At 63.0% G+C, this 22,933-nt stretch carries 20 protein-coding genes; 6 read left to right on the top strand and 14 right to left on the bottom strand.

Annotation, left to right across the window (positions count from 1 at the left end; all coding sequences use genetic code 11):
- Nucleotides 1–60: 60 nt before the first annotated feature.
- From K9B35_RS00165 to K9B35_RS00155, 3 genes are all read right to left on the bottom strand, one after another.
- Nucleotides 61–1,773, bottom strand: coding sequence for a DUF1800 domain-containing protein (locus K9B35_RS00165; protein ID WP_224919788.1), 1,713 nt, complete (start codon nucleotides 1,771–1,773; stop codon nucleotides 61–63).
- A 500-nt stretch (nucleotides 1,774–2,273) separates the two neighbouring features.
- The gene (locus tag K9B35_RS00160) at nucleotides 2,274–2,900 is read right to left on the bottom strand and encodes a PilZ domain-containing protein (protein ID WP_224919787.1); all 627 of its coding nucleotides are present in this window, start codon (nucleotides 2,898–2,900) and stop codon (nucleotides 2,274–2,276) included.
- Between the two features lie 423 nt (nucleotides 2,901–3,323).
- On the bottom strand, nucleotides 3,324–3,689 hold the full coding sequence (locus K9B35_RS00155; RefSeq protein ID WP_224919786.1) for a Rap1a/Tai family immunity protein: 366 nt from the start codon (nucleotides 3,687–3,689) through the stop codon (nucleotides 3,324–3,326).
- 96 nt (nucleotides 3,690–3,785) lie between these two features.
- Here K9B35_RS00155 and K9B35_RS00150 point away from each other — a divergent pair, with 96 nt between their 5' ends.
- The gene (locus tag K9B35_RS00150) at nucleotides 3,786–4,916 is read left to right on the top strand and encodes a cell wall hydrolase (RefSeq protein ID WP_224919785.1); all 1,131 of its coding nucleotides are present in this window, start codon (nucleotides 3,786–3,788) and stop codon (nucleotides 4,914–4,916) included.
- A gap of 144 nt (nucleotides 4,917–5,060) precedes the next feature.
- Here the strand turns inward: K9B35_RS00150 and K9B35_RS00145 are convergent, their stop codons facing one another.
- The 10 genes from K9B35_RS00145 to K9B35_RS00100 form a co-directional block, all read right to left on the bottom strand.
- A complete protein-coding gene (locus K9B35_RS00145) occupies nucleotides 5,061–6,236 on the bottom strand; it encodes an acyltransferase family protein (RefSeq protein ID WP_224919784.1) in 1,176 nt (391 codons plus the stop codon).
- Nucleotides 6,233–6,529, bottom strand: a complete 297-nt coding sequence (locus K9B35_RS00140) for a hypothetical protein (RefSeq protein WP_224919783.1) — start codon at nucleotides 6,527–6,529, stop codon at nucleotides 6,233–6,235. Before K9B35_RS00140 ends, K9B35_RS00145 begins: the two co-directional genes overlap by 4 nt.
- Complete coding sequence (locus tag K9B35_RS00135) at nucleotides 6,519–6,950, bottom strand: hypothetical protein (protein ID WP_224919782.1); 432 nt, start codon at nucleotides 6,948–6,950, stop codon at nucleotides 6,519–6,521. The genes K9B35_RS00140 and K9B35_RS00135 overlap by 11 nt, the downstream gene beginning before the upstream one ends.
- Before the next feature lie 3 nt (nucleotides 6,951–6,953).
- Complete coding sequence (locus tag K9B35_RS00130) at nucleotides 6,954–7,133, bottom strand: hypothetical protein (RefSeq protein ID WP_224919781.1); 180 nt, start codon at nucleotides 7,131–7,133, stop codon at nucleotides 6,954–6,956.
- Nucleotides 7,130–8,503 carry an exopolysaccharide biosynthesis polyprenyl glycosylphosphotransferase gene (locus K9B35_RS00125; RefSeq protein WP_224919780.1) on the bottom strand — a complete coding sequence of 458 codons (1,374 nt, stop codon included), beginning with the start codon at nucleotides 8,501–8,503 and terminating at the stop codon, nucleotides 7,130–7,132. Before K9B35_RS00125 ends, K9B35_RS00130 begins: the two co-directional genes overlap by 4 nt.
- A gap of 615 nt (nucleotides 8,504–9,118) precedes the next feature.
- Nucleotides 9,119–11,320, bottom strand: a complete 2,202-nt coding sequence (locus tag K9B35_RS00120; protein ID WP_224919779.1) for a GumC family protein — start codon at nucleotides 11,318–11,320, stop codon at nucleotides 9,119–9,121.
- Between the two features lie 52 nt (nucleotides 11,321–11,372).
- Nucleotides 11,373–11,987, bottom strand: a complete 615-nt coding sequence (locus K9B35_RS00115) for a polysaccharide biosynthesis/export family protein (RefSeq protein WP_224919778.1) — start codon at nucleotides 11,985–11,987, stop codon at nucleotides 11,373–11,375.
- A gap of 115 nt (nucleotides 11,988–12,102) precedes the next feature.
- Nucleotides 12,103–14,706 carry an O-antigen ligase family protein gene (locus K9B35_RS00110; protein WP_224919777.1) on the bottom strand — a complete coding sequence of 868 codons (2,604 nt, stop codon included), beginning with the start codon at nucleotides 14,704–14,706 and terminating at the stop codon, nucleotides 12,103–12,105.
- Nucleotides 14,707–14,852: 146 nt separating this feature from the next.
- Complete coding sequence (locus K9B35_RS00105) at nucleotides 14,853–15,131, bottom strand: hypothetical protein (RefSeq protein WP_224919776.1); 279 nt, start codon at nucleotides 15,129–15,131, stop codon at nucleotides 14,853–14,855.
- Nucleotides 15,132–15,291: 160 nt separating this feature from the next.
- Nucleotides 15,292–16,044 carry a metallophosphoesterase family protein gene (locus K9B35_RS00100; RefSeq protein WP_224919775.1) on the bottom strand — a complete coding sequence of 251 codons (753 nt, stop codon included), beginning with the start codon at nucleotides 16,042–16,044 and terminating at the stop codon, nucleotides 15,292–15,294.
- A gap of 298 nt (nucleotides 16,045–16,342) precedes the next feature.
- Between K9B35_RS00100 and K9B35_RS00095 the strand changes: the two genes are divergently transcribed.
- From K9B35_RS00095 to K9B35_RS00075, 5 genes are all read left to right on the top strand, one after another.
- The gene (locus tag K9B35_RS00095; RefSeq protein WP_224920475.1) at nucleotides 16,343–16,834 is read left to right on the top strand and encodes a UDP-N-acetylglucosamine--LPS N-acetylglucosamine transferase; all 492 of its coding nucleotides are present in this window, start codon (nucleotides 16,343–16,345) and stop codon (nucleotides 16,832–16,834) included.
- Nucleotides 16,831–17,334 (top strand): glycosyltransferase, encoded by a 504-nt coding sequence (locus tag K9B35_RS00090; RefSeq protein ID WP_224919774.1) that lies wholly within the window; start codon nucleotides 16,831–16,833, stop codon nucleotides 17,332–17,334. Before K9B35_RS00095 ends, K9B35_RS00090 begins: the two co-directional genes overlap by 4 nt.
- A gap of 317 nt (nucleotides 17,335–17,651) precedes the next feature.
- A complete protein-coding gene (locus K9B35_RS00085) occupies nucleotides 17,652–18,251 on the top strand; it encodes a polysaccharide biosynthesis/export family protein (RefSeq protein WP_224919773.1) in 600 nt (199 codons plus the stop codon).
- A 52-nt stretch (nucleotides 18,252–18,303) separates the two neighbouring features.
- Nucleotides 18,304–19,695, top strand: a complete 1,392-nt coding sequence (locus K9B35_RS00080; protein ID WP_224919772.1) for an outer membrane beta-barrel protein — start codon at nucleotides 18,304–18,306, stop codon at nucleotides 19,693–19,695.
- Between the two features lie 61 nt (nucleotides 19,696–19,756).
- Complete coding sequence (locus K9B35_RS00075) at nucleotides 19,757–21,880, top strand: GumC family protein (protein WP_224919771.1); 2,124 nt, start codon at nucleotides 19,757–19,759, stop codon at nucleotides 21,878–21,880.
- A 48-nt stretch (nucleotides 21,881–21,928) separates the two neighbouring features.
- Here K9B35_RS00075 and K9B35_RS00070 read toward each other — a convergent pair whose 3' ends face one another.
- Nucleotides 21,929–22,927, bottom strand: coding sequence for an acyltransferase family protein (locus tag K9B35_RS00070; protein ID WP_224919770.1), 999 nt, complete (start codon nucleotides 22,925–22,927; stop codon nucleotides 21,929–21,931).
- Nucleotides 22,928–22,933 lie beyond the last annotated feature (6 nt).

Raw genomic sequence — 22,933 nt, 5'->3', positions numbered from 1 at the left:
GCGGTGGCGCCTGCGAGGCGGAGGAGAGAACGCCGGGAAAGCTGCATCACTGGACTCCGATTACCGATCGACAAGGAAGGCCGGGCTGGTGCCGACCACGTAGAGCATCGCCTGGGCACGGCGCCGCGCCTGGCGGCGTTCATCCGCGTCGGTGATCGCCATGGCTGCGGCCTTGAGCGCAGCGCGTTGCGCGGCAGTCATCGAGTTGGCGAGCATGAGGAGATCGATCCGCGCGATCATCGAATCGATGTCGCTCCCGAATGTCTCCCAGTTGATCCAGGCCGGCGTCGTCCCGAAAGCCCCGGGGATCCGGGCCTGAACGCGATATTCGGGGCGCTTTTCGGGATCGCCCAGGATCGTCCAGTCGTGAACGAGATTATGCCAGGTGATGCTGGTCGACACGCTCACCAGACCCGACACCGGGCTGCGATAGCCTGGCCGTCCAGGCAGGCCATTCTCGCTTGGATAGAAGCCAAACACCGAGGGAGCGTTGAACACCGGCTGGCCGAGCGCCTCATCGCGCTCCATCATCGCGCCGCCGTCGGTCTGGACGCCGACGACCCGTGCGAGACTGGTCATCAGCAAAATCGGCTCCTTGAGCTTGCCTGCAGCAGACGAGCCGGACGGGTTGCGCGCTTCGGGATCGGTCAGGACTGCGCGCAGGACAGCCTTCATGTCACCGCGCTCGCCATTCCCGTTATTGACGAATTTCTCGGCAACGCGCCGGACATAGGCGGGCGAGGGATTGGCGGTCACCAGGTGACGGATCAGGTGCCGAGACACAAAGGGCGGGGTCGAGGCATTGCGGAATGCTGCATCCACGACCGAAGCGACGCTCTGCTGGCTGCTTGCGCCACCCGCCACACTGGTGCCGAGAAAGCGCTTTTCCCCCCGGTCATACCAGTTGGTGTCGCCGATGATCATGGACTTGGTATGATCGGACGCTGCCCAGTCGAATTTCCCGGCCCCGTCCATCGGCGCGTAGAGCCATCCGGTCAGGGCGCGCGAGACGCCCTTGATGTCGTCCATCGAGTAATTCTCAAGCGGCGCGCCCGTGGCATCACGACGGACGGTCCCGTCCATCTCCAGTTGCTCTGCGCCCATGGAGAAAAGCTGAAGAAGCTCGCGCGCATAGTTTTCCGACGGCGCGGTGACCTTGCTCTCGGCCATGTCGAGATACCGGCCCATATAGCCGTTCATGGTCACCGCGTGCAGCAGATCGCGGAAATTGCCGAAGGAGTGGTCGAGCAGCAGCTGGTTGTAGCCAGCAAGGCTCGCGGTCATCAGCATCTCGTTGTTCGAGACGGTCATCATCTGGCCGAGCGCGAGGGCTACGCGCTGGCGAAGCTGGTCAGGCTGGCCGACGGCGTTGGCATAGAAGCGCGCCGCGACCGGGCCGCGCAATTTGGTCCGGAACTCGCAGGTCGCATAGTCGGACGATCCCGCGCAGTGATCCTTGCGGACGACCTGCATGAGATCACGATAGTTGCTGCTCGACAGGCCGAACTGTTCGGTAATCCATGCATCAACCCCGATCGAACCGATGCGCTCGACCGTCGCAAAGTCCGGGCCAAAGGTCGCCTGCTTGGCAAGGCGCGCCGCGTCCGCAGGTGTGGCCGAACTCGTCTTTGCAGGGGGCACGGCCTCAGGAAGCGCGACCACCCCGCCACTGCTCGATGAGCCGCCACCGCCGCCGCTGTCGCAGCCCGCGAGCGCAAGCGCGGATAGACAGGCAATCCATGCGCGCTGCGACCCAACGGCGATCGAAGACATGTCGAACTCCTCCAAAGCGCGACAGGCCACAAACACAGGCCCGTCGAATTCAGAGGAATTATAGGATGACTACGGCCTGCCGGACGGACGGAGCCGGGGAAGTTCAGCGCGAATCACAGATTAGATGGGGACGGATCAGAAATGCGCTCACAACTGCCCGGCATCATTGGCCATTTTAACCACACTGTATTTGTACGAAGATCGTTCGGGGCAAGCCCTGCTTGTTCCGCCAAGTTCAGGATCGTTAATATTTGGTATAGGACTGACGCTGTTCTTTACCGCATGTCGCAAGCGTACCGCTTGAATGATCCATCTCTCATCAGCATTGAAGAGCAGAGGCCGCACGCCAGAGCAGCGGTTGGCGGCTGCGTCGCGATGTTTTCGGGATTGCGATTGGGCACCGATCCTGTCGGCTCACCCAGGCTACCGCAGGCGGCCCGCGTGCCGAGATGACGGCTGCCAGCGATGACGCTTCAGCAGCGCGATGCAACAGCGCCCGGTCAGGATGCGGCTGGTTGCCCGCTTGCCATCTGATCAACCCACTGACCAAGATGGGCGAGGTGAACCGGCTGGAGGAAGGTGACCCCCAGACGCTCGCCCCTGATCCAGCGGACCTGACCGACGATCGGCGCAAAGCCGTCCAGATGCAGCTCCACCTCTTCGCCAAGGCTTACCGGAAGGTCGGTGATGACCTTGGCGCCCCCCTGGGAAAGGTCGAGAAGTGGAACCAGATGCCACACGGCTCCGATCCGCAAGCGACAGCGCAGGTTGACCGTGATGCGCGGGCCGCGCGGCTGATGATGCGGCAGCAGGGTGCCTCGAGATTGCAGATACTGGTCGAGCTCAATGGGCTGTTCGAAGGCGACGCCGATCCGCCGCCCCCTGGTCCAGCGCACAACGCCGGTGACCGGATCGAACACCCGCGGCTCGATCCTGACCCGGGCACCCACGGCAATCGACGAGAAGCTCTCGAGCATCATCCCGCCCGAGCCGAGATTCCGGATCAGGCAGAGATGCTGGGTGTCGGGCTCGACACACATTCGTGCGACCTGAAACACGGTGCGATGCCGTTCATCGGCGCGACGCTCGCTCGTCTCCAACGGTACTTCAAGAAATGAATAGTCCATGGCACACCTGTCATCAGGCCCGTTCTAGGGACCATGGTCAGACGCGTTTGGCCGGAAAAGCCATCCACAAGCGTGCGGGCTACCCAATTCTGAGCAAATAATGCGTTCGCGAGGATGGATAATCGGTCGTTCAGTGGAGCGGAACAGTATCCGTTCTGGTGCAAAGGCGCGTAACACCGACAATATGCGCAAGCGAACCGATGTGTCCAAGAACACTGCCCGCCCCTGTTGCTTTGCCCGGCGGCTGAAATACACAAGCACGCCGACAATAGTTCAGCCCCCGGTCGCCCGCGAAGAGCAACTCAGGGGCTCGCGTCTCCATCGATCGGAGCGCCCGGCAATCTGAATGGGCAGGCGTATCGCTTGATCACGCCAGCGTGGATGGCGATCTAAGCCTGGCAGCCCCGCCGCAGCGGTGCCTGGTCAGGGGATTTTGACCTCATCACCCGGCTTGGGCTGATCCTGACACGGGAAGCGTGTCTTGAGCGACACGACCACGACGGATGCCGCCTCACCAGCGCGATATCCGGGGTTCTCGGCGAGATAGTCGATGAATGCCTTGCGCAAGTCGGCCTGGACCAGATTGCCCGGAGCACAGAACTCGCGCATCTTGAGCCAGGATTCATAGGCGCGCACGGCGTCATAGACGCCAACGATATAGGCAAAACAAAAGGAAGCGTCGGCTGGATCTGTCGATTCGCAGCGATCCTTCAGCGCGCCTGCCGTAAACAGCGCCGGAGCCTGTGCGGGCTGCGGCTGGAGTGAGCCAAGAAGAAGCGCAAGCAGCATTGGCGAGGCGATAGGTTGCCCGGCAGCAGGGGTCAATGCAAAGGCCAGGTTCGAGGGAATGTTGCATCGCAGCGCTGTTGCAGCTAGGGCATGGACATGGTCCAGACGCGCGATCCGGCCCTTTCAACCCAGAGCGATCTTTGGAAATCCCTCGACTGGTTGCTCGAGGAACCTGCCGACCCGGCCACCGGGCGCGGTACGGTGTTCGAGCGCGTCGCGCATTCGCGCGCGGGAAGGTTTCTTCAAAGACTGGGAGCGGTTGGTTCAGCCGGTCTTGTGGCGGGTCTTGTGCTCCTGACTGGTGTTGTCGCCTGGGCGTTATGGCCTGCGCCGCAAGCGCGCGCGATCCCACAGCCCGCCTCACCTGCCCCGCCCCGCATCGAGGCCCCGTTCGCCCCTGGCGCAATGCGCACGCTCAGCCGGGACGCTGCGATCGCCCTGAACGCTGCGACCGTTGCTGGCGATGTGCCCGTGCCGAGCGCTGCGTCCTTTGTCCTCAAATCTCCCGAGCCAACCGACTATCAGCGCTCGCTGGACTGCCTCACTCAGGCAATCCACTATGAGGCGGGTTCAGAAGGCGTCGACGGGGGCAGAGCGGTTGCACAGGTCATCCTCAACCGGGTGCGTCATCCTGCCTATCCCGACACGGTATGCGGCGTGATCTATGAGGGTGCCAAGCGAGCAACCGGCTGCCAGTTCACCTTTGCCTGCGATGGCTCGCTCGCCCGCATCCCGTCACCGCGTGCGTGGCAACGCGCGCGGGCGATCGCGGTCTCGGCGCTTGCCGGCGATGTCTACGAAACGGTCGGCTGGTCGACCCATTATCATGCCAATTATGTCGTGCCTTACTGGGCCGCGAGCCTGCGCAAGACTGCGACCGTCGGCGCTCATATTTTCTATCGCTGGACTGGCAATTGGGGCGAGTCCGGCGCCTTCAACCGGCGCTATGCAGGCGCCGAACCGCTGGCCGCACTTCTGCTCGGAGCCGAGGCGGGCCTAGCTGCTGCGCAGGAGGATGCCGAAGCTGTGCAGGACGCGGACACGCCTGCGCTTCCCGAAGCAAGACCGATCCTGCTCAGCGCGCAACCCGGTGCGACAAAGTCCGATGCGACGCGTGACCCTCAGGTCAGGGAGGTCGCGCTCGGAGACCGTCAGGTGCTTATTCATCCAAAGGCCGCTGCATCCGAAGTCTCGGCAGAAGCCGGAACGGTCGACAAGACGCCGTGACGCGACCGCGCACGGGCACGCCGTGCGGCGCGATCGTGCGGGCTCCACGGATTTGACGGGTCGATCCGCAGCGCCGTTGATTGAACGCCGGCACCCCTCAGGAGTGAGTGCGCAAGGCTAAGACAGCGCAGCACAAAGCCGATGTCAGGGTGCCACCATTTCGGACGGCCGCGACCTCTTGCCGCGCAGGCGATTGGTCATGGGCACCTCGATCAAATGCCAGGTGAGCCAACCAAGGATGAAGCAGCCCGTACAGGCCATCAGCACAAGCGCCATCAGCGGTCCCGGTCCTTCTGCCGCAATAGCGCTGGTCGCGGCAGCAAAGGCGCCCAGCACGAAGCTGTGCGTGAGGTAAATGCTGTAAGAGGCATTGCCCATGGCACTTGAAAACATGGCGAACCGCCCACCGGCTTCACGATCGCGGGGCACCACCAGGACACAGACTGCCAGAGCCAGGACGATGGCGCCGAGCATGGCGCCGATAGTCTCCAGGGTCGCGGCCAGCCAGAGCGCCGCGATCGCAACGCTCGCGATGAGCGGCAGCGGCGCGCTGGGCAGCCTGTCGCCGCACCGCTCGCGAATGCGCGCCAGGATCATTCCCGCCATGAAGATCAGCATGACCGGACGCGTGAACACATAGGCGATGACTGACAGGCCCCATCGGTCCGCAGGTGCCGCGATCAGGGGTCCGAGCGCGGCCAGCAGGCCCAGAACGGCGAGCACCAGCAAGACCCCGTGGCGACGATGGATCGCGAGCCCGGCTGCGAACAGGAGGTAGAAAAACATCTCATAGTGGAGGCTCCAGCCAAGACCATAAATTGGCTGGATGAGCCCATTGGCACCACGATGGGGAATGAACAGAAAACTGCCGACCCATTCAGCAAGGGTCGGAAAGCGAAAATCGCTCAAGGTGCCCAGCCCCTGGGTTGCCCAGGCAAAGACAACGATGAGCAGGGTCGTGAGATAATAAAGCGGTGCCACCCGCAGGAACCGCGCACGAAGGAATGCGGCGCCGCTCGGCGGAGCCTGACGGTCCCGGCTGGTGATGAACACCATGATGAACCCGCTGATCGCAAAGAAGGCAAAGACGCCGGTCTGGCCCAGCTTCGCAACGAATTCGGGAAGCTCGGCCGGCAGTGCGCCGCGTTTCTCATAGCGCTGGAGCAGATGCTCCACGACGACCGCCAAGGCAGCAACGCCGCGCAGCAGCTGCAGGGCGACGATCTGTCCCTGTTCGATCCTCAGCGCGTTGTGGAGCGGGATCATGGCGCGCATCCATGCGCCAGGATTACCGCGCTGCTGACGCGCCTCACCGGTCATCCCGCGCGCAACACGACGATGGTCGCGTTGAGTGCAAAGCCAAGGGCGACGCTCTTGATCAATTCACGCGGAGTCACCGGAAGATTGGCGTTGATGATCGCAGCAAGCAGCGAAATCAGCGATGCCGAGACCAGCAACCGCCACCAGGCCGGCCAGGCGGCATCGGGCAGATTGGGCCAGCTCGCGATGAGCGGGAGCAGGACCATCAGAAAATAGCCAAAGGAGGCAGCCAGCCAATGGGCCAGAAAGCGTGGGAGGGTCTCGCCAAGCTCGAGATGCGGATCAGTGCCCATGCGGCCTACCCTGGGCGAGCGTCGTGCTCTCACGGCTGGCATGATCGACCAGCGTTCCGATCAGCATCTCGTAATAGACCGGCGAATCGCGGTCGAGCTGCTCCTCGCCCGGCGCTACCGGCGTCGCGGCGAGCCGCGCCTCTGCCGCACGAATCTGCCATTCAGCCATGTCGCGCCAGGTTGCCGCATCGCGTGCCGCAATCGCCTGCTGGGCAATCCCGATCAGCATCACAAACGAACCGAGCAGAGCCAGCGCAACCGCAACATAATAGCCATCGGCCCACAGCGCACGGATGCTGAAGCCATAGATCACGGTGGCCATGGTGGCGATCAGCATCACAAAGCAGAGCAGATCAACTGCGCGCGCCAATTTCGCGACCCAGCCGGGGCGTGCGCGCAGAGAAGGTGCCGGCTCATCCATGCATCAGCTCATGTCAAACAAGGCAAGGCCAGGCAATGACTCTGGACCGCCGGCCCGCGACGACAACGCGCCGGAGCAGGCCGATGGCTGCGCCCCCCACCCCGCGTCGGTGCCGTAGGCCAGCGCGTTGCCGAAGAACAGATGCGCATGGCCGCTCAGGACCGCGCGATCGGCGGCAATCAAAAGGCGTTCTTGTGCACGAGCACGCGGAAGGTCTGAAGGACGATCCACAGATCCCGGAACAGAGACCAGTCCCGCAGATATTCAAGATCGGCCTGAAGCCGGTTGGTCAGGTCCGACGCGTGCTCGGTCGCGCCGCGATATCCCCGGATCTGCGCAAGGCCGGTCAGACCAGGCTTTGTCGCATGCCGGTGCCAGTAGCGCCCGTCGATTTCCCAGAACAGCTTGTCGGCAGCGCGCGATGCCAGGGCGTGAGGACGCGGCCCGACAATGCTCATGTCGCCAAGCAGCACGTTCAGCAGCTGGGGCAATTCATCAAGGCTGGTGGCGCGAATGAACCGGCCAACCCGGGTGATGCGATCATCATCGCGCCCGGTCGAACGCGTGCCGCTGTGATCGAGCTGCTCGACCCGCATGCTGCGGAACTTGAGCATTCGAAACTGGCGGTTCCCCTGACCGATCCGGGTCTGGACAAAGAACACGGGCCCGCGTGTCTCGAGCCTGATGGCCAACGCGATCGTCAGGAATGCCGGCAACAGGAACAACAGCGCAAAACCCGACACGGTGACGTCAAACCCGCGCTTGGTGATCGAGTCAAACTTGCTCAGCGCGCCATTGGCGACGACGAGTGTCGGGCGGCCGCCGCAGCTGCCGATCCCCATCGGGGAGGTCTGTTCAAGTTCCGGTGCCATGATCTCGGCCTTGATCCCCAGCCCCTTGAGCAGGTGCGACCACAGGGCGCGGCGCTCGGGCGGACAGCCGACAACCACCCGGTCGGCATGTTTGAGCATCGTTGCAAGCCGGTCATACATGTCCGGGCAGTGAAGATCGGGATCGATATCCGTGCCAGCATGGATGACGAAGCTGAACTTGCTGAAATCGACAAGATGGATGCCGTCGCAGATCAGATAGGTGGAATACAGGTCGCCGCCCATCAGCTTGCGCGCATGCCGCAGCAGGAGAAGCCGGCCTGCCATCAGTGAGGCAAGGCCGAATGTGAGGCCGATTGCGACCATGCCTCGGGAATAGTCGGCGCTCGCCTTCATGAAGAAGGCGACCATGATCATGAACACTGCGGCAAACAGAAACGCGCGCGCGGAGCGCAGAACACCCAGACCATAACGATCGACCGCACCGACCGTATAGGCCCTCGCGTTGAGCGCGAGCACCACATAGAGCGGGAGAAGCGGAGCCGCGACGATGAACCAGTCGCCATTGCCGCGGTCATAGAGCAGATGCGCTGCGAAGAAGCTTCCCAGAATGCAGCAGGTATCGAGCAGCAGCAGCGAGAGATAGAAACGGTTGCGCAACGTCTCATGGCTGGGACGCTCCATCCGTGCGCCAAAGGCGAGTCGCGAATTGAACGCGTTCACATTCATTCTTGCCCCCACAAGATTCGACGGATCAACCGATTCGCAACGGTAACGCAGTCAAAACTGCGCTGCAATGCAACAATTTCCCTGATTTTTGAATTGGTATCAAAATCAGACAGTTCAGCGCAATGGGTTTATTCTGACATTTGCAGAACAAGCCGGAAACAGCGCAGCTGCGAAAGGTGTATTTTCAGATGAAACGATGCGCAACCGGAGGGGCTTTGCGTATTTCCCGCAGTTGCTGATTCTTAGTGTTACCTCGTCAGGCGCTACCCGGACCTCAGACAGGCCGGCGCGGCCAGGTCGGCGCATGATCCTGCGCTGCAGCGCACGCGCAGTGCGACAGGCAACAAGACCATCCAGATATTCCGGCCGAGCACCGGGCAACTTGCCGGCCGGTTGTACATCCAGCTGAGGCAAGGCGGAGGCCGCATCGGCCGCCCGGGTGCACGGACGAAAGCAGATCGACGCTCACGCGGCCGGTGTGCGGTCGAGAAACGCATCGCGCAACTGGCCTGACGCAATGGTGCGCGAACTCGGCCGGCATGGCCTAGCCCCGCCCTGGCTGGTCCCGGGCCGGGGGCGCTCAGCCCCCCTCACCTTGCTCTTTCCCAATCAGGTCTCGCGAGATCCGTCATAATCGTAGCGGTAATAGTTATAGGCCGCGCCATAGCCTGTGCTCTGCGGATCATATTTGGTGACGACCGCGCCGATCACATGGCCGCCGGCGCGCAGCAGGCGATCAATCGCATTGCGGGCCTGGCCGAAGTGCGAACTGCTGGCCTCGAGCACGAAGATCGTCGCCTGCGCCGCAGCCGACAATTGCGTGGCATCAGCCAGCGCGAGCACCGGAGGACCATCGAGGATCACAACGTCGTAAAGTCCGGCAAGATCGCCGAGCAAGCTGCTCATCGCGTCACCTGCAAAGAGCATGGCAGGATCGGGCGGCAGCGGGCCGCTCGTCATCACGTCGAGACCCTTGACCGCGCTCCGGCGAATAGCGGCATCCGCCGGGTACAATCGGGCAAGAACGGATGAGAGCCCCTGCTCGAGCTGCGGAAGGTCAAATGTCCGATGAAGCGAAGGCCGGCGAAGATCCGCGTCGATTACGAGAACCTTCTTGCCGATCAGCGCGAAGTCGCGGGCGAGCGCGTAGGAGGTCGTCGACTTGCCCTCCGACTTGCCACTTCCCGTCACGAGAATCGCGCGCGGGATACCCTGGTTTGAGGATAGCTGGATCGAGGTGCGGATCGAGTGATAGGCCTCGGCGATCTCCGACTTGGGATTGGTGAGCGCGTAGAGCGGCGGCTGATCGCGCACCGAGGGTACAACGCCAAGCAACGGGACATGGAGGCGTTGCTCGACATCCTGAGGGTCGCGGATCGAATCGTCGAGATAATCGCGTCCAAAAGCGTAGAGCAGCGCGAGCGCGATACCGCCGAACAGCGCGATGAACAGGTTGAGCATCGGCTTTGGCGAGGTCGGACGGACCGGCTGCTCGGCCGTATCGACAACAGTGATGTTGTTGGACGTGACGCCGGCCTCGGCGCTGACTTCCTTGAAGCGCTGAAGCATCCCGTCATAGATCTGGCGGTTGGTGTCCACTTCGCGCTGAAGGATATTGTAGCGCACACCGCGGTCCTGTTCGGACAGGGTCGCGCGCTTGAGCGCCGAAACCTGCCCGGCGATGGCACGATACTGGCGATTGGCGGTCAGATACTGGCTGCGAATCGAGTCGCGGATGCTGGTCGCAATGCGATCGATCTGCGAGTCGAGCGATTCAAGCTCCGCAACCGCACGGATGACGGTCGGATGGTCTTCCTTGAGCCGACGCCGCAACTCGTTGAGGCTGGCAACATCCTCGGCCCGCTTCTGGGACAGGCGCCCGATCGCGTCATTGCTGAGCACTTCGGGAAGCGACATCAGCGCAGTCGAGCGCGCCTGCATCCAGCGCTGGCGCGTCTTGAGATCGTTCGCCTGCGCATCGGCAAGCTCGGTGTTGAGCTGGACGAGATTGGCGGTGGTCAGCGAGCGCGGTCCCTCGGCAGCGCCGGCCTCGCGCGCGCCGCTGCGCGCGTCGATCAGCTGGGCCGAGCGGGCATAGGCGATCAGCTGACGCTCGGATTCCTCGAGCCGGGTCTTGGAGAGAGCAAGCTGGTTCTGGAGGAACTGGCGCGAGTAGCTAGAGGTCGAGAATTTGCGCTCGACATTCCCTTCGATGAAGTTGCTGGCATAGCTGTTGGCAATGACCGCCGCGAGCTTGGGATCCCGGCTCTGGAACATGATGCCGACAACCCGCGTATTGCGCGGCAGATCGACACGCAGGTTGCGCTGGAGAAGATCCAGCACAAGGGTTTGCCGCGTCGTGCCTTCTTTGAGCGGCTCGAGCTCGCCGCCGCCGCTCATCTGCTTGAGAAAGGTGTCGTTGGCGGCAAGATCGAGGCTCTCGGCCACGCGCACCGCCATCGAGCGACTTTTGAGCAGATCGACCTGCGTCTGGAGGAACCGGTCCGCATCCGATCCGATGACCTGCGGCTCGACATCCTCGGTCCCAAGGATCTTGGTGGTCTGCTGATCGACCTGAATGCTCGCCCGCGCTTCGAATGTGCGCGGCATGAGAAAGATCGAGGCGATGCCGAGCATCGCGGCGACCGCGAGAATCGCAATGATCACGAACCGGCTGCGATAGAGCGTTGCCCAGATCGCGCGGATATCGACCGCGCTCGACTGCTCTTCGCTTTGCGCGATCAAGAGCCGTTCCTGCGCTTCTGCGTCCGCCCGCTCGTCCGTGCGTGTCGCCAGCTTCGGGACATCCATATCGCCCACCGCTTTTATGCCCCTAGTTGGTACGCCCCATCGAGGGAGCGTGTCAGAATTGCGTGAAGACGTTGAGCAGCGGCGCGGCGCGGAGCACGTCGTGCCAGATCCGCTTGCTGTTCGAATGCCCCAGAATAATCACGTCCCGCGCAAGAATGGCAGGATCAGCGGCATCACCGCGCCGGATCGCCTTGAGGTCGAACACCGCACCCATCCGCTCGCCATCGACATAGCGAATGACGATCGCCTCGCGAAGCGCGGCATTCTCGGTCTCACCCTTGGCCAGCGCCACAGCGTCGAGCAGGGTTGTCGGCCCTGAAATCGGATAGATGCCAGGCTCCTCGACCTCGCCCTGGACCGTGACGCGCTGCGCCACCGAACTCAGGACCGTCACGGTCACCTGCGGGTCGACATAGAAACGCTCGGCAAGCTTGGCAGCGAGATGATCGGCCAGTTCGGTCGCAGTCTGGTCCGTGGCCTTGATCCGTCCGATCAGCGGCATCGAAATATTGCCCGCAGCATCGACTACAGTACCGGTCGAAGAGATATCCGGCTCCTGAAACACGCTGATCTGCAGCGTATCGAGCGGACCAATGCGATAATCGCGAATCGTCTGGGCGCCCGTCGGCGCGGGAATCAATGCATAGGCCTGCGCGCCTGAACGCAACGCAGGACCCACATTATTATCCGCGCAGGCGCCAAGTGCAGCCAACAGCAGCACGGCTGCGCCCGCGTGAAGTCTAACCCCCTTCATGTCCGCACTAATCCTACGCCACCCGCCATTACAGCCCCGCTGAGACCTTATCGCTCCCAATGTTGCGGCGCAATGTCCGTAGCGACACATCATCAAGAATGACTGTAGCTTTCATTTGGTCGCCTTGCGCGAGGAAAAGCGCAATTTTCTGGGACGGGCACGCGGCGGGAACTTCAAAGCGCCCGGCAAGCTGTTCCCAGCGCGAGCGCAAGGAGCCGCCACTGGGGATCGGTATACGCGCAAGCGCGCGGCCGTCCGCGCAATCGATTCGCCACTCGGCGCGATCAGATCCCGTTGCTGCATCGACGCGGACACGCGCGTCCAACATATAGGTCCCCGGCGCGAGCGCGATCGACTGCATAAGCGCGTCGCCCCCACCCATGCCAGTGGAGCTGACGCGCAAGGCGTCCCCCTTGTCTGCGCTGTCCTCTTCGAGCGCGAGCCGGATCCCGGCTATTTTCGGCCCGGCCCAGGCATAGGGCGGTGCGGTCTGGGGCAGAGGCGTCGCGAGCCCATCGAAGCTGCCGTGACCGATCAGCTCCGTGCCCGCGCTTGCATGCCAGAGCGCGCGAACCAGCGCGTAATCCTGCGCCTCGGCGGCGCGCCAGCGCATCAGGCCCGTTTCGTCCGGCTGAGCTGGAACCCCTTTCTGGCGAAGCGCCGCCAGCAACTGGAGGATAGCGCCCCCTTTCTGCGGTGTGTCCTGAGCCAGCGCATTGAGATACCCCTGGCGCCAGCCCGGCCGCTCGCCCAGTCGCGCAGCCACCGCCTCGATTCCGCCTGGCATGTCGAGCAGGGCACGCAGTTGGTCGATCAACTGGGCACTGAACAGATTGCGTCGCAGCAGCGCATCGATCCGCTCGGCGGCAACACCTGCATTGCCTGCGGCAATCGCGGCCTCGGCGAGCCAGAGCTGATGGAGGCCGTCACGCCATCCAAGGGCTGCGCCGGACAACAGCAGCCCGGCGCCGCGCTCGGGCGCACCAAGCTCGAGATCGGCCATGCCATGCGCGCGCACCGCGCCGGCGTTGAGAGGGGTGATGGCAAGCGCGCGCGCGGCTGCCTCACGCGACTGGATCATGTCTCCTTCGAGCTGGCTGCTCAGCGCACGCGCCTCCCAGGCCGATGCGGACCAGGGTGCAAGCGATGTTGCCAGCCCGGGCTGCCCTGCCCGGGCAAGCGAATCCCCGACCATCGATGCGCTGCAGATCGCGGCGAGGCCCACTGCTGATCCAAGAATGACAATCGAGGCGCCCGTACCCAAGCCATGTTCGGACGAACGCGGCGGGCGCGGGAGCGTCAACAAGCCGAGCAGCACCCCGAACAAACAGGCGATCGCATCCATGCGAAGTGGGAAATCAACGAGGGAAAAGCCAAGGATGATCGCGATCCCGCCCAGGGCCGCGAGAACAGCAGGCCTGTGCCCAGGGTCCGCGCGCATCCCCCTGAGTGCAGCAAATCCGATCGCGCCGCCCATGAACAGCAGTAGCAGGATCGCGGGAATGCCTCCTTCAAGCGCAAGTTCGAGCAGATCGTTATGCGCGTGATTGACCCGCAGCGGCCCGACCTGTCCGAGGGGCTCAACCGTCGGATAGACGACGCCGAAGCTGCCAAGTCCGGTTCCCCAGGGCAGGCTTGCCTTGAGCGCAAAGACGCTATTGTCCCAATATTGGAACCGCAGATCCTGCTGTAGCCAGGCGAAGCGCTCAAGTACGACCCGCGCGGCATCCGTCTGTGCGATCAGAAAACCCGCGACCAGATAGATGAGCGCCAGCGCTGCAAGCCATTTGCCGACCGTGCGGCCCTGCGCCATCAGCCCGGCTGAGAGCAGCAGGCAGAGCGGGAGGAGGACAAGTGCGGTCCGCGAGCGGGTTGCCAGCACGCCAAGCGCGAGCAGTCCGACAATCGCGAGCGGGGCTAGGGCTGCAAGGCCACGCATTTCGGGTTGCCGAGAGCGCGCGATGATGCCCGGCAGGCTCGCGAGAAGTATCGCAACGAGCAGCAGCACCGCATGATGGTTTCGGTTCACAAACAGTCCGACGCCAAAGCCACGATGGACTGTGTCGTAAAGGATCGGAGCGCTCTGCCCCATCGCGACCTGGATGAAGCCCAGCAATGCACTTGCAAGCGCGGTGGCGACAACCAGCTGCGCAATCCGTCTGCGCTGCGCCGCGTCGGCAAGCGCAACCAGCGCGAACGCTGCAAGCGGCACAAGCACTGCAAAACCGGCGCGCATCGTAAGATCGGGCGTCAGGCTGAGCGTGCGCCAGCGGTCCCAGCCCATCTGGGCATCGATCGTCGCGGCGATCTCCCGACCGGGCAACATCGTCCAGACACCAGGCGGCAGGGGGACAAGCTGTACAAGCGCGAGCAGCAGCGCCCCGCCAAAGCCGATCAGAAGAAATCGGGCCGGGGAATCGAGTCGGTGCCAGCCCCTGGCACGCGCGAACCGCACCAGCAGCACGATCGCAAAGAGGTGCAGGACAAGGCCAAGCAGTGGATAGCCAAGCCCGGCGCCACCGGTCAGCAGTGCGAGCAACAGAAAGGCAAGAGCGCCGCGATCTCCTGCGCCGGCAACGGCCGCGTCGGCCGATGATCGTAGCGGGCGCCGCGAAATCGAACGGGTCTTCATGATCTGAGCGGACTCTGCCTGCTGGGCCCGCGCCGCGGGCAATCGACTTGCAAGGTCCCGATCGCTGCCAGACTAGAGGCACAAACAACAACGCCCCGGCCAGCAGGGGTCGGGGCGTTTTATGACAGGTTCAGGAAAACCTAATCTCAGTTGGGGCTCGAATCCCCACCACCGCTCGCCACTGCAACGACCGTCACGGTCACTGCAACGACTGCGATCAAAGGAAGCAGGAACGCCGGGGTCGCATTGTTGCGCTTGCCAGGGCGCGTCGAGACGCGTGCATCCCGGCCAATGGCACTGATCGACTGAACGCGCTTGCTGTCGAGCTGCACGGCGGCAGGACGGACCTGCGAGGCCTGGGCCGACACCGAAGCGAATGCGAGGGTGCCAATCATGGCGAGGCTTGCTGCCGTCTTCTTGAACATTGCCGCGTCCCTTCGTTCGATCTCTTAATACGCTGCATTGCGATAAGATAAGCCCATCGGCAAGTCAATCGGCAATTGGCCCTCACCGCGCGTCGCTCTCATGGAATGTTGGGTCAAGTTCTGACACACAAGGAGCGTCCCGTTGCTGAAAAATCGCTTGTCAGGCGGGCACGCCTTCAACAACTCCCGCCAATTGCCCATCGGTCGACAGAATTTCCTGCCGGTCCCCCTCGAGATAAAGCGCGGTCAGGATGCCGGTGCGATAGGCCCCCGTGTCGATCCCGATCCGGTTGTCGCGAATAGCGACTTCGGGTTCAATCGAGTGGCCGTGCACGATCACCGCGCCATGATCGCGTGGATCGTCAAGAAAATCCCCGCGAATCCAGAGAAGATCCTCGCGCACCTGACGATGAAGCGGGGCGCCTGGCCGGATGCCGGCGTGTACAAACAAATAATCGCCTGACCGCACGCTGAGTGGCAGCCGCGCCAGCCAGCTCGTCCAGTGCGCGGGAACTGCAGAGCGCGCCCGGGCGAGATAATCGCGCAGATCCTCACCTTGAGTGCGCGGCGCGACATCGAAACTGCGCAGCGTTTCCTCGCCACCAAAAGCCAGCCAGGACCGGAACGCATTGAGGTCGCCCTTGAGGGCCTGAAGCATCGCCTCTTCGTGATTGCCAAGGAGCACGATGACACGATTGCTCTTGCGCTCGAGACTGTAGAGTAACTCGAGCACCTTGGCGCTATCGGGCCCGCGATCGATGATATCGCCCAGAAATACGAGGTGCAGCGACTTGGCGGGCGGCAATGCGGCGCTGTGCTCGCCGATCTTCTCTAGGATGCACTGCAACAGATCAAAGCGCCCATGAATATCGCCGATCGCATAGACACGATCTCCTGATTCGACGCTTGGCAAAGGTGCCTCTCCGGTTTAGCGTGATTGAAGAAAAAGGGTCGCGCTTCACTATCTTGCCCGAACAGCTCCCGTCAAATGCCGCAACGCAGCAAACGGGAACAGGACGGAAGTGCAGCGTCGGGGGTATCAATCGTGGGCACTGATTGTTGCGTGGATCAACCGGGCGGCGGACGAATTGCGCGGGCTTAGCCTCTGGCGGCGCGCGCCCTTGCCTGCCCGGCCCTGCCCTGCCGGTCGGATACCCCTTTCCTATTCATTGCCCGTGCCTTTGGACGTGAGCGGAGTTGACTTGGACCTCATGACGGACGGCGCGAAGACAGGACAGTCAGATAGCGGGCAAAGGCTGCGCATCCTGCTTGTGGCATCGGCGGGCGGGCACTGGATCGAGCTGTGCCGGATGCGGCGCGCCTTTGTCGGTCATGACTGCCAATATGTGAGCACGTCGCCCGGGCTTGTCGCGCCGAATGGCGGGCGCGAAGTGCTGGTGATTGCCGACAGCTCCCGCGATACGGTGCTGACCAGCCTCAGGACTGCGCTGGGAGTGTGGCGGATCGTGCGCCGGTTCAAGCCGGACCTCGTCGTTTCGACGGGAGCGGCGCCTGGCGCGGCTGCGCTCTATGCAGCCAAGATTTGCGGCGCAAAGACCCTCTGGATCGACAGTATCGCCAATGGTGACGAGCTCTCCTTGTCGGGCCAGCTGGTTCGACCGGTTGCGAACCTTCGGCTGACCCAGAGCGCGGAACTGGCGAAACGTTCGGGCAATATCGGCTATTTCGGCAGGGTGATGTGATCCTCGTTTCGGTGGGAACCCAGCTGCCATTCGACCGCCTCACGCGCACGGTCGATGCCTGGGCGATGCGGCATGGAATCGGCGACATCTTCGCTCAGATCGGGCCGTCCAACTATGTTCCAAGCGCAATGGAGCATGTCGATTTTCTCGAGCCCGACCTGTTTCGCAGGTTGCAGGAGCAATGCACGCTGATGGTCAGCCATGCCGGCATGGGTTCGATCATCACGGCCATGGAACTTGGCAAGCCGATCATCATCATGGCGCGCGATCATCGCCGCAAGGAGCATCGCAACGGGCATCAATTCTCGACGCTCAAGCAGTTTGCCAATGTGCCAGGCGTGTATCCGTGCACGAATGAGGATGAGTTGACCGCACTTCTCGAGCGCTCCGATTCGCTCACCGCCACGCCGAGCCTCGAGGCTGAGGCGCCCAGCGCGATGATCGATGCACTTGCGTCCTATATCGGCACGATCGCGGCAGAACGTCGCCAGCGGGACTGACAGGCGGAAATAGTAAAGAGGGGCCGCAATCGGCCCAGATTGTGCGCCGCACCATATCGCGAGACAGCCAATCCGGGCGCGCGAAAGACGATCCAAGTCGGCGTTACGGCATTGTATTTCCCCTAGCGCCCGCGTGAACAGACGCCGCCTTTTACAAGGCGCGAACGTCCCGCAAAACAACTACAAGTCTATTTGAATATTTGCGCCGGTCATTTCGCAAAAACGCATGAAATATAATTCCACGCGGACCCGATTTAAAAGCCGCGGACGGACCGCGCGTTACTTGATTACTCTTGGGTCTAGGGATATTGAAACCATTGAAGAATGCGCAGGGGGTGCGGGTGAGAGTTTCAGGTACGGCGGCGCTGCTGACGGTCGCTCTTTTGGCCGGTTGTGCAAAATCCGGGATCGAGCCGATCTCGTCGGGCGAGCGCTATGTTTCGACCGAACGCTTCGAAGAGCGTTACCTTCTGGGTCCCGGCGACCAGGTCCGGGTGATCGTGTTCAACGAACCGCAACTGAGCGGACAGTTCGCGATCGGGACCAATGGGGAAATCTCGCTGCCGCTGATCGGAAGTCTCGTCGTTGCCGGAAAGACGGTCGCGGAAGCCTCTGATCTGGTGCGTGCCGAGTTTTCGCAAGGATATCTGCGCGATCCGCGCATCAGCATGCAGATCGACACCTATCGCCCGTTCTTCATCCTGGGCGAAGTGGGACAGCCGGGCCAATATCCCTTTGCCACCGGCATGACCGCCTTGAACGCCATCGCAACAGCCAAGGGCTTCACCCCGCGCGCCAAGCGGAATGTCGTGATGATCCGCCGGTTCGGCGAACAATATGAACAGCCCTATGTGCTGACGCCCGATCTTCGGGTCTGGCCGGGCGACACGCTTCGACTGACCGAAAGGTTCTTCTGACAACGTCTGGGGATGCGCACGCATCCGGTTACGGGGGGCTTAGCGATTGTCGATGAATGCCGCCATCGACCCTTGGATGCAGGTCGGTCTGACGAAGACCGATATGCAGCGTGAACCGGGCGCAGGCGCTGCGCGTCGCTCCGGGGCACGCGTGCGCCATGCGATCGTGCTGCTTGCGGCGATCGCCGGCGCCAAGATCGGCACAGCCGGCGCCCAGACGACCGATCTGCTGATCGATCCCCCACCCCCCACCGATTATGATCGCGGGCGCAATGTCAGCGTGCAGCAACGTGCGCGCCCTGAATATGACCCGCTTGGCGTGCGCATCGGCGCGTTCATTGCGAGCCCCTCGATCACCACCGGGATCGGCGCGAGCGACAATGTCTATACCGACAACAACAACAAGCGCGCCGACGTCTATCTCAGCGTCCAGCCCTATCTTGCAGTTGCGTCCAACTGGAACGTCCATTCGACGCGGATCACCGCGGCCGGCGACATCAAGCGTTATGCCAATGAGACGCTCAAGAACCAGAACGCCTGGTATGTCTATTCGCAGACCCGGTTCGACATCGTGCGCGACGCCAGCCTGCTGATCGATGCCCAGATCGATCGTGCGTTCGAATCCCCGTATAATGACGATATCGCGGCGAACTCGCTGACCCCGTCGACGTTCCTGCGCACCCAGATCGGCGCCAAGGGCACCTATGCGCAGACCCGCACCCGGCTGATCGCAACGCTTGATCGCAACACCTACCGGTTCAGCGCAATCCGCTTTGCCGACGGCACGGTGCGCGACCAGGGCGCGCGTGATCGCTCGATCACCCGCGCGGGTCTGACCTATGAATATGGCGTGTCGCCTGACCTGTCCTTCTATGCCCAGGCGACCGGCGACCTGATCGACTATTGGAGCCCGACCTTTTTCGGCCGCCCCAATCGCGATTCAAAGGGTGGCTCGCTCGTTTTGGGCTCCAATTTCGACATTGCCGGCGTGGCGCGCGGCACCATCGGGGTCGGCTATACCTATCGTGACTATAACGCGACCGGCACCTACCGCGATGCGCAGGGCGTCTCGGTCCAGGCACGGGCCGAATGGTTCGCAACGCCGCTCACGACACTAAATGTCTCGCTCCAGCGCCGGTTGATGGATGTCAGTCTCGGCAATTCGGGTGCCTATTGGGATACGCGGGTCGGCCTGCGCGCCGATCATGAGCTGCTCTACAACCTGATCCTGTCGGCCGGGATCGAGGCGATCCGGCGTGACTATTCCGAGCTCGACACCCGCACCGATGCAAAGTTTGCCCAGATTTCAGGGCGCTATCGCGCGAACCGGGAATTCGGTCTCAACTTCCAGATTGGCTATGGCACGAGCAAGCCGAGCGGCTCGCGACTGAGCGACCCGTTCGACGAATTCCGGTTGCTCGTCGGGGTGCAGTTGCGGCGATGACGTAAGGCGCGCCCTCCAAGCCGGGGGTGCGGGTGGGTTTTGACAAGGGAATGATGCTGGCATGAAGGTCGTAAATACGGGGACATATGAGGCCCGCCTCGGCGATTTGATCCGCACCGTGCGCGACGTGGTGCGGCGGCGCATCATCATGCTCACCGCAGTGACTGCAGGCGTGTTCGCGCTTGGCGTCCTTGCGACCCTCAGCATCACGCCGACCTATCAGGGGCTGACACGGGTCCAGATCGACCCGAGCCGCAACCCGCTCGCGCGTGAGCGCGGTGAAGTTCAGGCGCAGCTTGCGACCGAAGCGATCGAGACCGAGGTCGCGCGGATCAACTCGCCCGAAATGTCGCGCGCGGTCGTGCAGAAACTCAACCTGATCAACGACCCCGAATTTGGCGGTGGCCCGGCCCAGGAAGGCGAAGCGCCGCTCACCCCGACGCAAAAGCTCGAAGTGGTGACCCGCAACGTCAATTCGAAGCTCAACGCTGGGCGCGACCGGCTGACCTATATCATCGCGATCCGGTTCAGCTCGACCGATGCGAACAAGGCCGCCAAGATCTCGAATGCCTTTGCCACCGCCTATCTCGACAGCAAGGTCGGAACCAAAATCGGTACCGCCGAGCGTCAGTCGCAATGGTATCAGAAGCGGCAGGCTGAGCTCGCGGCCGAAGTGCGCATTGCTGACGAGAAGGTCGCCGAATATCAGGCACGGGCCGGGATCGTGCGCGGATCGTCAAACCAGCAGGGGACGATTGTCGATCAGCAGATCGCGCCGCTCTCGCTGCAGATGGCCAGCGCCGAATCGATCGCCGCAGAAGCGCGCGCCAAGGAAATCTCGGCGCGCAGGCTGGTTGCAAGCAAGCAGCTTGAAGCGGTGTCGGACGTGCGCGAATCTGCGACCATTCAGAGCCTGCGCCAGCAGCGCGCAGTCCTTCTCCAGACGCTTGAGGACGTCGGCGGCCGCTATGGCGAGCGCCACCCCGATTTCGTGAAGGTCCGCCAGCAGCTTGGGGCAGTCGACGAGCAGCTGCGCATCGAGGCCAATCGCGTCATTCGCAGCCTTGCTGCGGACGCAGAGGCGGCCGAAGCGCGCGCGGAAAGCATGCGAGCAAGCATGCGTGGCCTTGAGCAGAAGCAGGCCGAGATCGCGCGCGCATCGGTGATCGCGGCAAGCCTCCAGCGCGACGCCGACGGCAAGCACCAGGCCTATGAGAAGATGTCCCAGCTCGCACTCGAATCGCGCCAGGCAGCGCAGAATTCGATCGCACAGGCCGAGATCATCGACAGCGCCAAGCCGGCGGCCGCGCCGAGCTCGCCCAACAAGCCACTTCTCTTCCTTCTGTCGCTGCTCGCAGGCCTTGGGCTTGGGTCGGCCGTGATCATCACCCAGGAACTGATGGTGTCGGGTCTGCGCTCGATCGAGGAGGCCGAGGCCGAAGTCGGTGCGCCGCTCATCGCGGCTATTCCGCACGTCAAGAACGAGCCGCGGCCGGCAGACCTGCTCATCAAGAAGCCGACCTCGCAGTTCGCCGAGGCGCTTCGCAACGCGCGCGCCTCGATCATCGGCGTGCGCAATACCGACCGCCCCAAGATCATCGCGGTGACCTCGGCGCTGCCGAGCGAGGGCAAGACGACGACGGCACTGGCGCTGGCGCGCACGATGGCGCTCAATGGCGATCGCACGCTGATCATCGATGCCGATGTGCGCCGCGCGCTGCTCGGCCGGATCACCGACACCGATGGCAAGCATCCGGGGCTCGTCGAACTGCTCCAGGGCAAGGCGCAGGCCAAGGATGTGATCCACAGCAGCGGGATCGACAATCTCGATCAGATCCTCGTGCGGGAATCCTACTTCACCTCCGAGAATCTGTTCGGCAACGATCTCATGCCCTCGCTGCTCGAGGAATTGTCCGCCAATTATGACGCGATCATCCTCGATCTGCCGCCGCTGGTCGGGCTGGCCGATGGCCGGTTCCTGGCAGCGCTCGCCGACGCGGTGGTGCTGATCGTCAAATGGGATTCGACCCCCAAGCACGCGGTCAGCTCGGCGGCGGGCTGGCTCAAGAGCGACGGCGCGAACCTCGTCGGCACCATCTTCACGATGGTCGATACGAGCTCGCAGTCGGTCGGCGCCTATTATTACTATTCGAAGCAATATTCGGGCTATTATCAGCAGGCTTGAACTGGACGGACGCGTTTCAACCGCATCCGCGCCCGTCCACCGCGGGGGTCACCGCAGGGCCCCCGCGGACCGTTTCTCAAGGCCGAGCCAGGCCGCGATTCCTGCCCGGTGTGCAATTCCAAGGGCAAGGCAGGGCAGCAGGACGCCTGCGGTCATGCCAGCTGCAAAATAGAGCAGCTCGGGAGCATCCGGCACGAATTTGAGAAGTGCGATCCGGGTCGCCGCACTGGCCAGGATATGCATCACGAAGATCGACAGCGAACGCTGGCCGATCCAGGCGAGCAGCAATGCCGCCCTCCCCTCGACATGGTGCGCAAGGCCCAGAATGGCGAGGGTACCAAGGACCGCGCAGGGCAAGGCCGCCAGCCCAAGATGCGCGAGCGGATCGCGCGGCATCACCAGCGCAAGCGCTGCAGCCCATAGCGCAGTTAAGATACCAAGCGAGATCAGCGCGGGTCGCCGCACGGAATCCAGATGCTCACCGAGCAGCGCGCCCGCGATGAAGAATGGAAGATAGAAAAGCAGGCGATTGAGCAGGCTGAGCGATTCAAGGCTCATATTGGCAGCGATCGCTGCCACCCCCAGCAGGATGAGCAGCCAGCGCTGCATGCCCGTCAGCGTGACCAGGAGCAGATAGGCCATCAGCACATAGAGGAACCAGAACTGCATGATCGGGCGCCACGGGATCTGGACGAGATCGCTCCAGCTCGCCGCGCTGTTCGCCGCGCCCGACACGAGCAACAGCAGGCCACCCTGGATCGCGGACCAGACCAGATAGGGGTGATAGACGCTCCTGACCTTGCCGATCAGAAAGGGGCCCCGCCCCCGGCGAAACGTGCGCGGCACGTTGAGCCCCGCCAGCAGCATGAACAGCGCCATGTGGAAGCTGTAGATTGCAAGGTCGATACCGGCCCAGGCCGACGCGGTCGCAACGCCTGCGCTGACAAGCCCGCGCTCGACATGGCCGGCAACCACCAGGAGGATGCCGAGGCCGCGGGCGATGTCGATCCACAGGATACGCGCGCCGCTCGCTGCCGCCGGTTCCATCGCGGT

Source organism: Sphingomonas sp. R647 (genome assembly GCF_020177055.1).
GTDB lineage: Bacteria > Pseudomonadota > Alphaproteobacteria > Sphingomonadales > Sphingomonadaceae > Sphingomonas.
The sequence above is the reverse complement of the archived record's forward strand: the minus strand, read 5'-3'. Positions and strand labels throughout refer to the sequence as shown.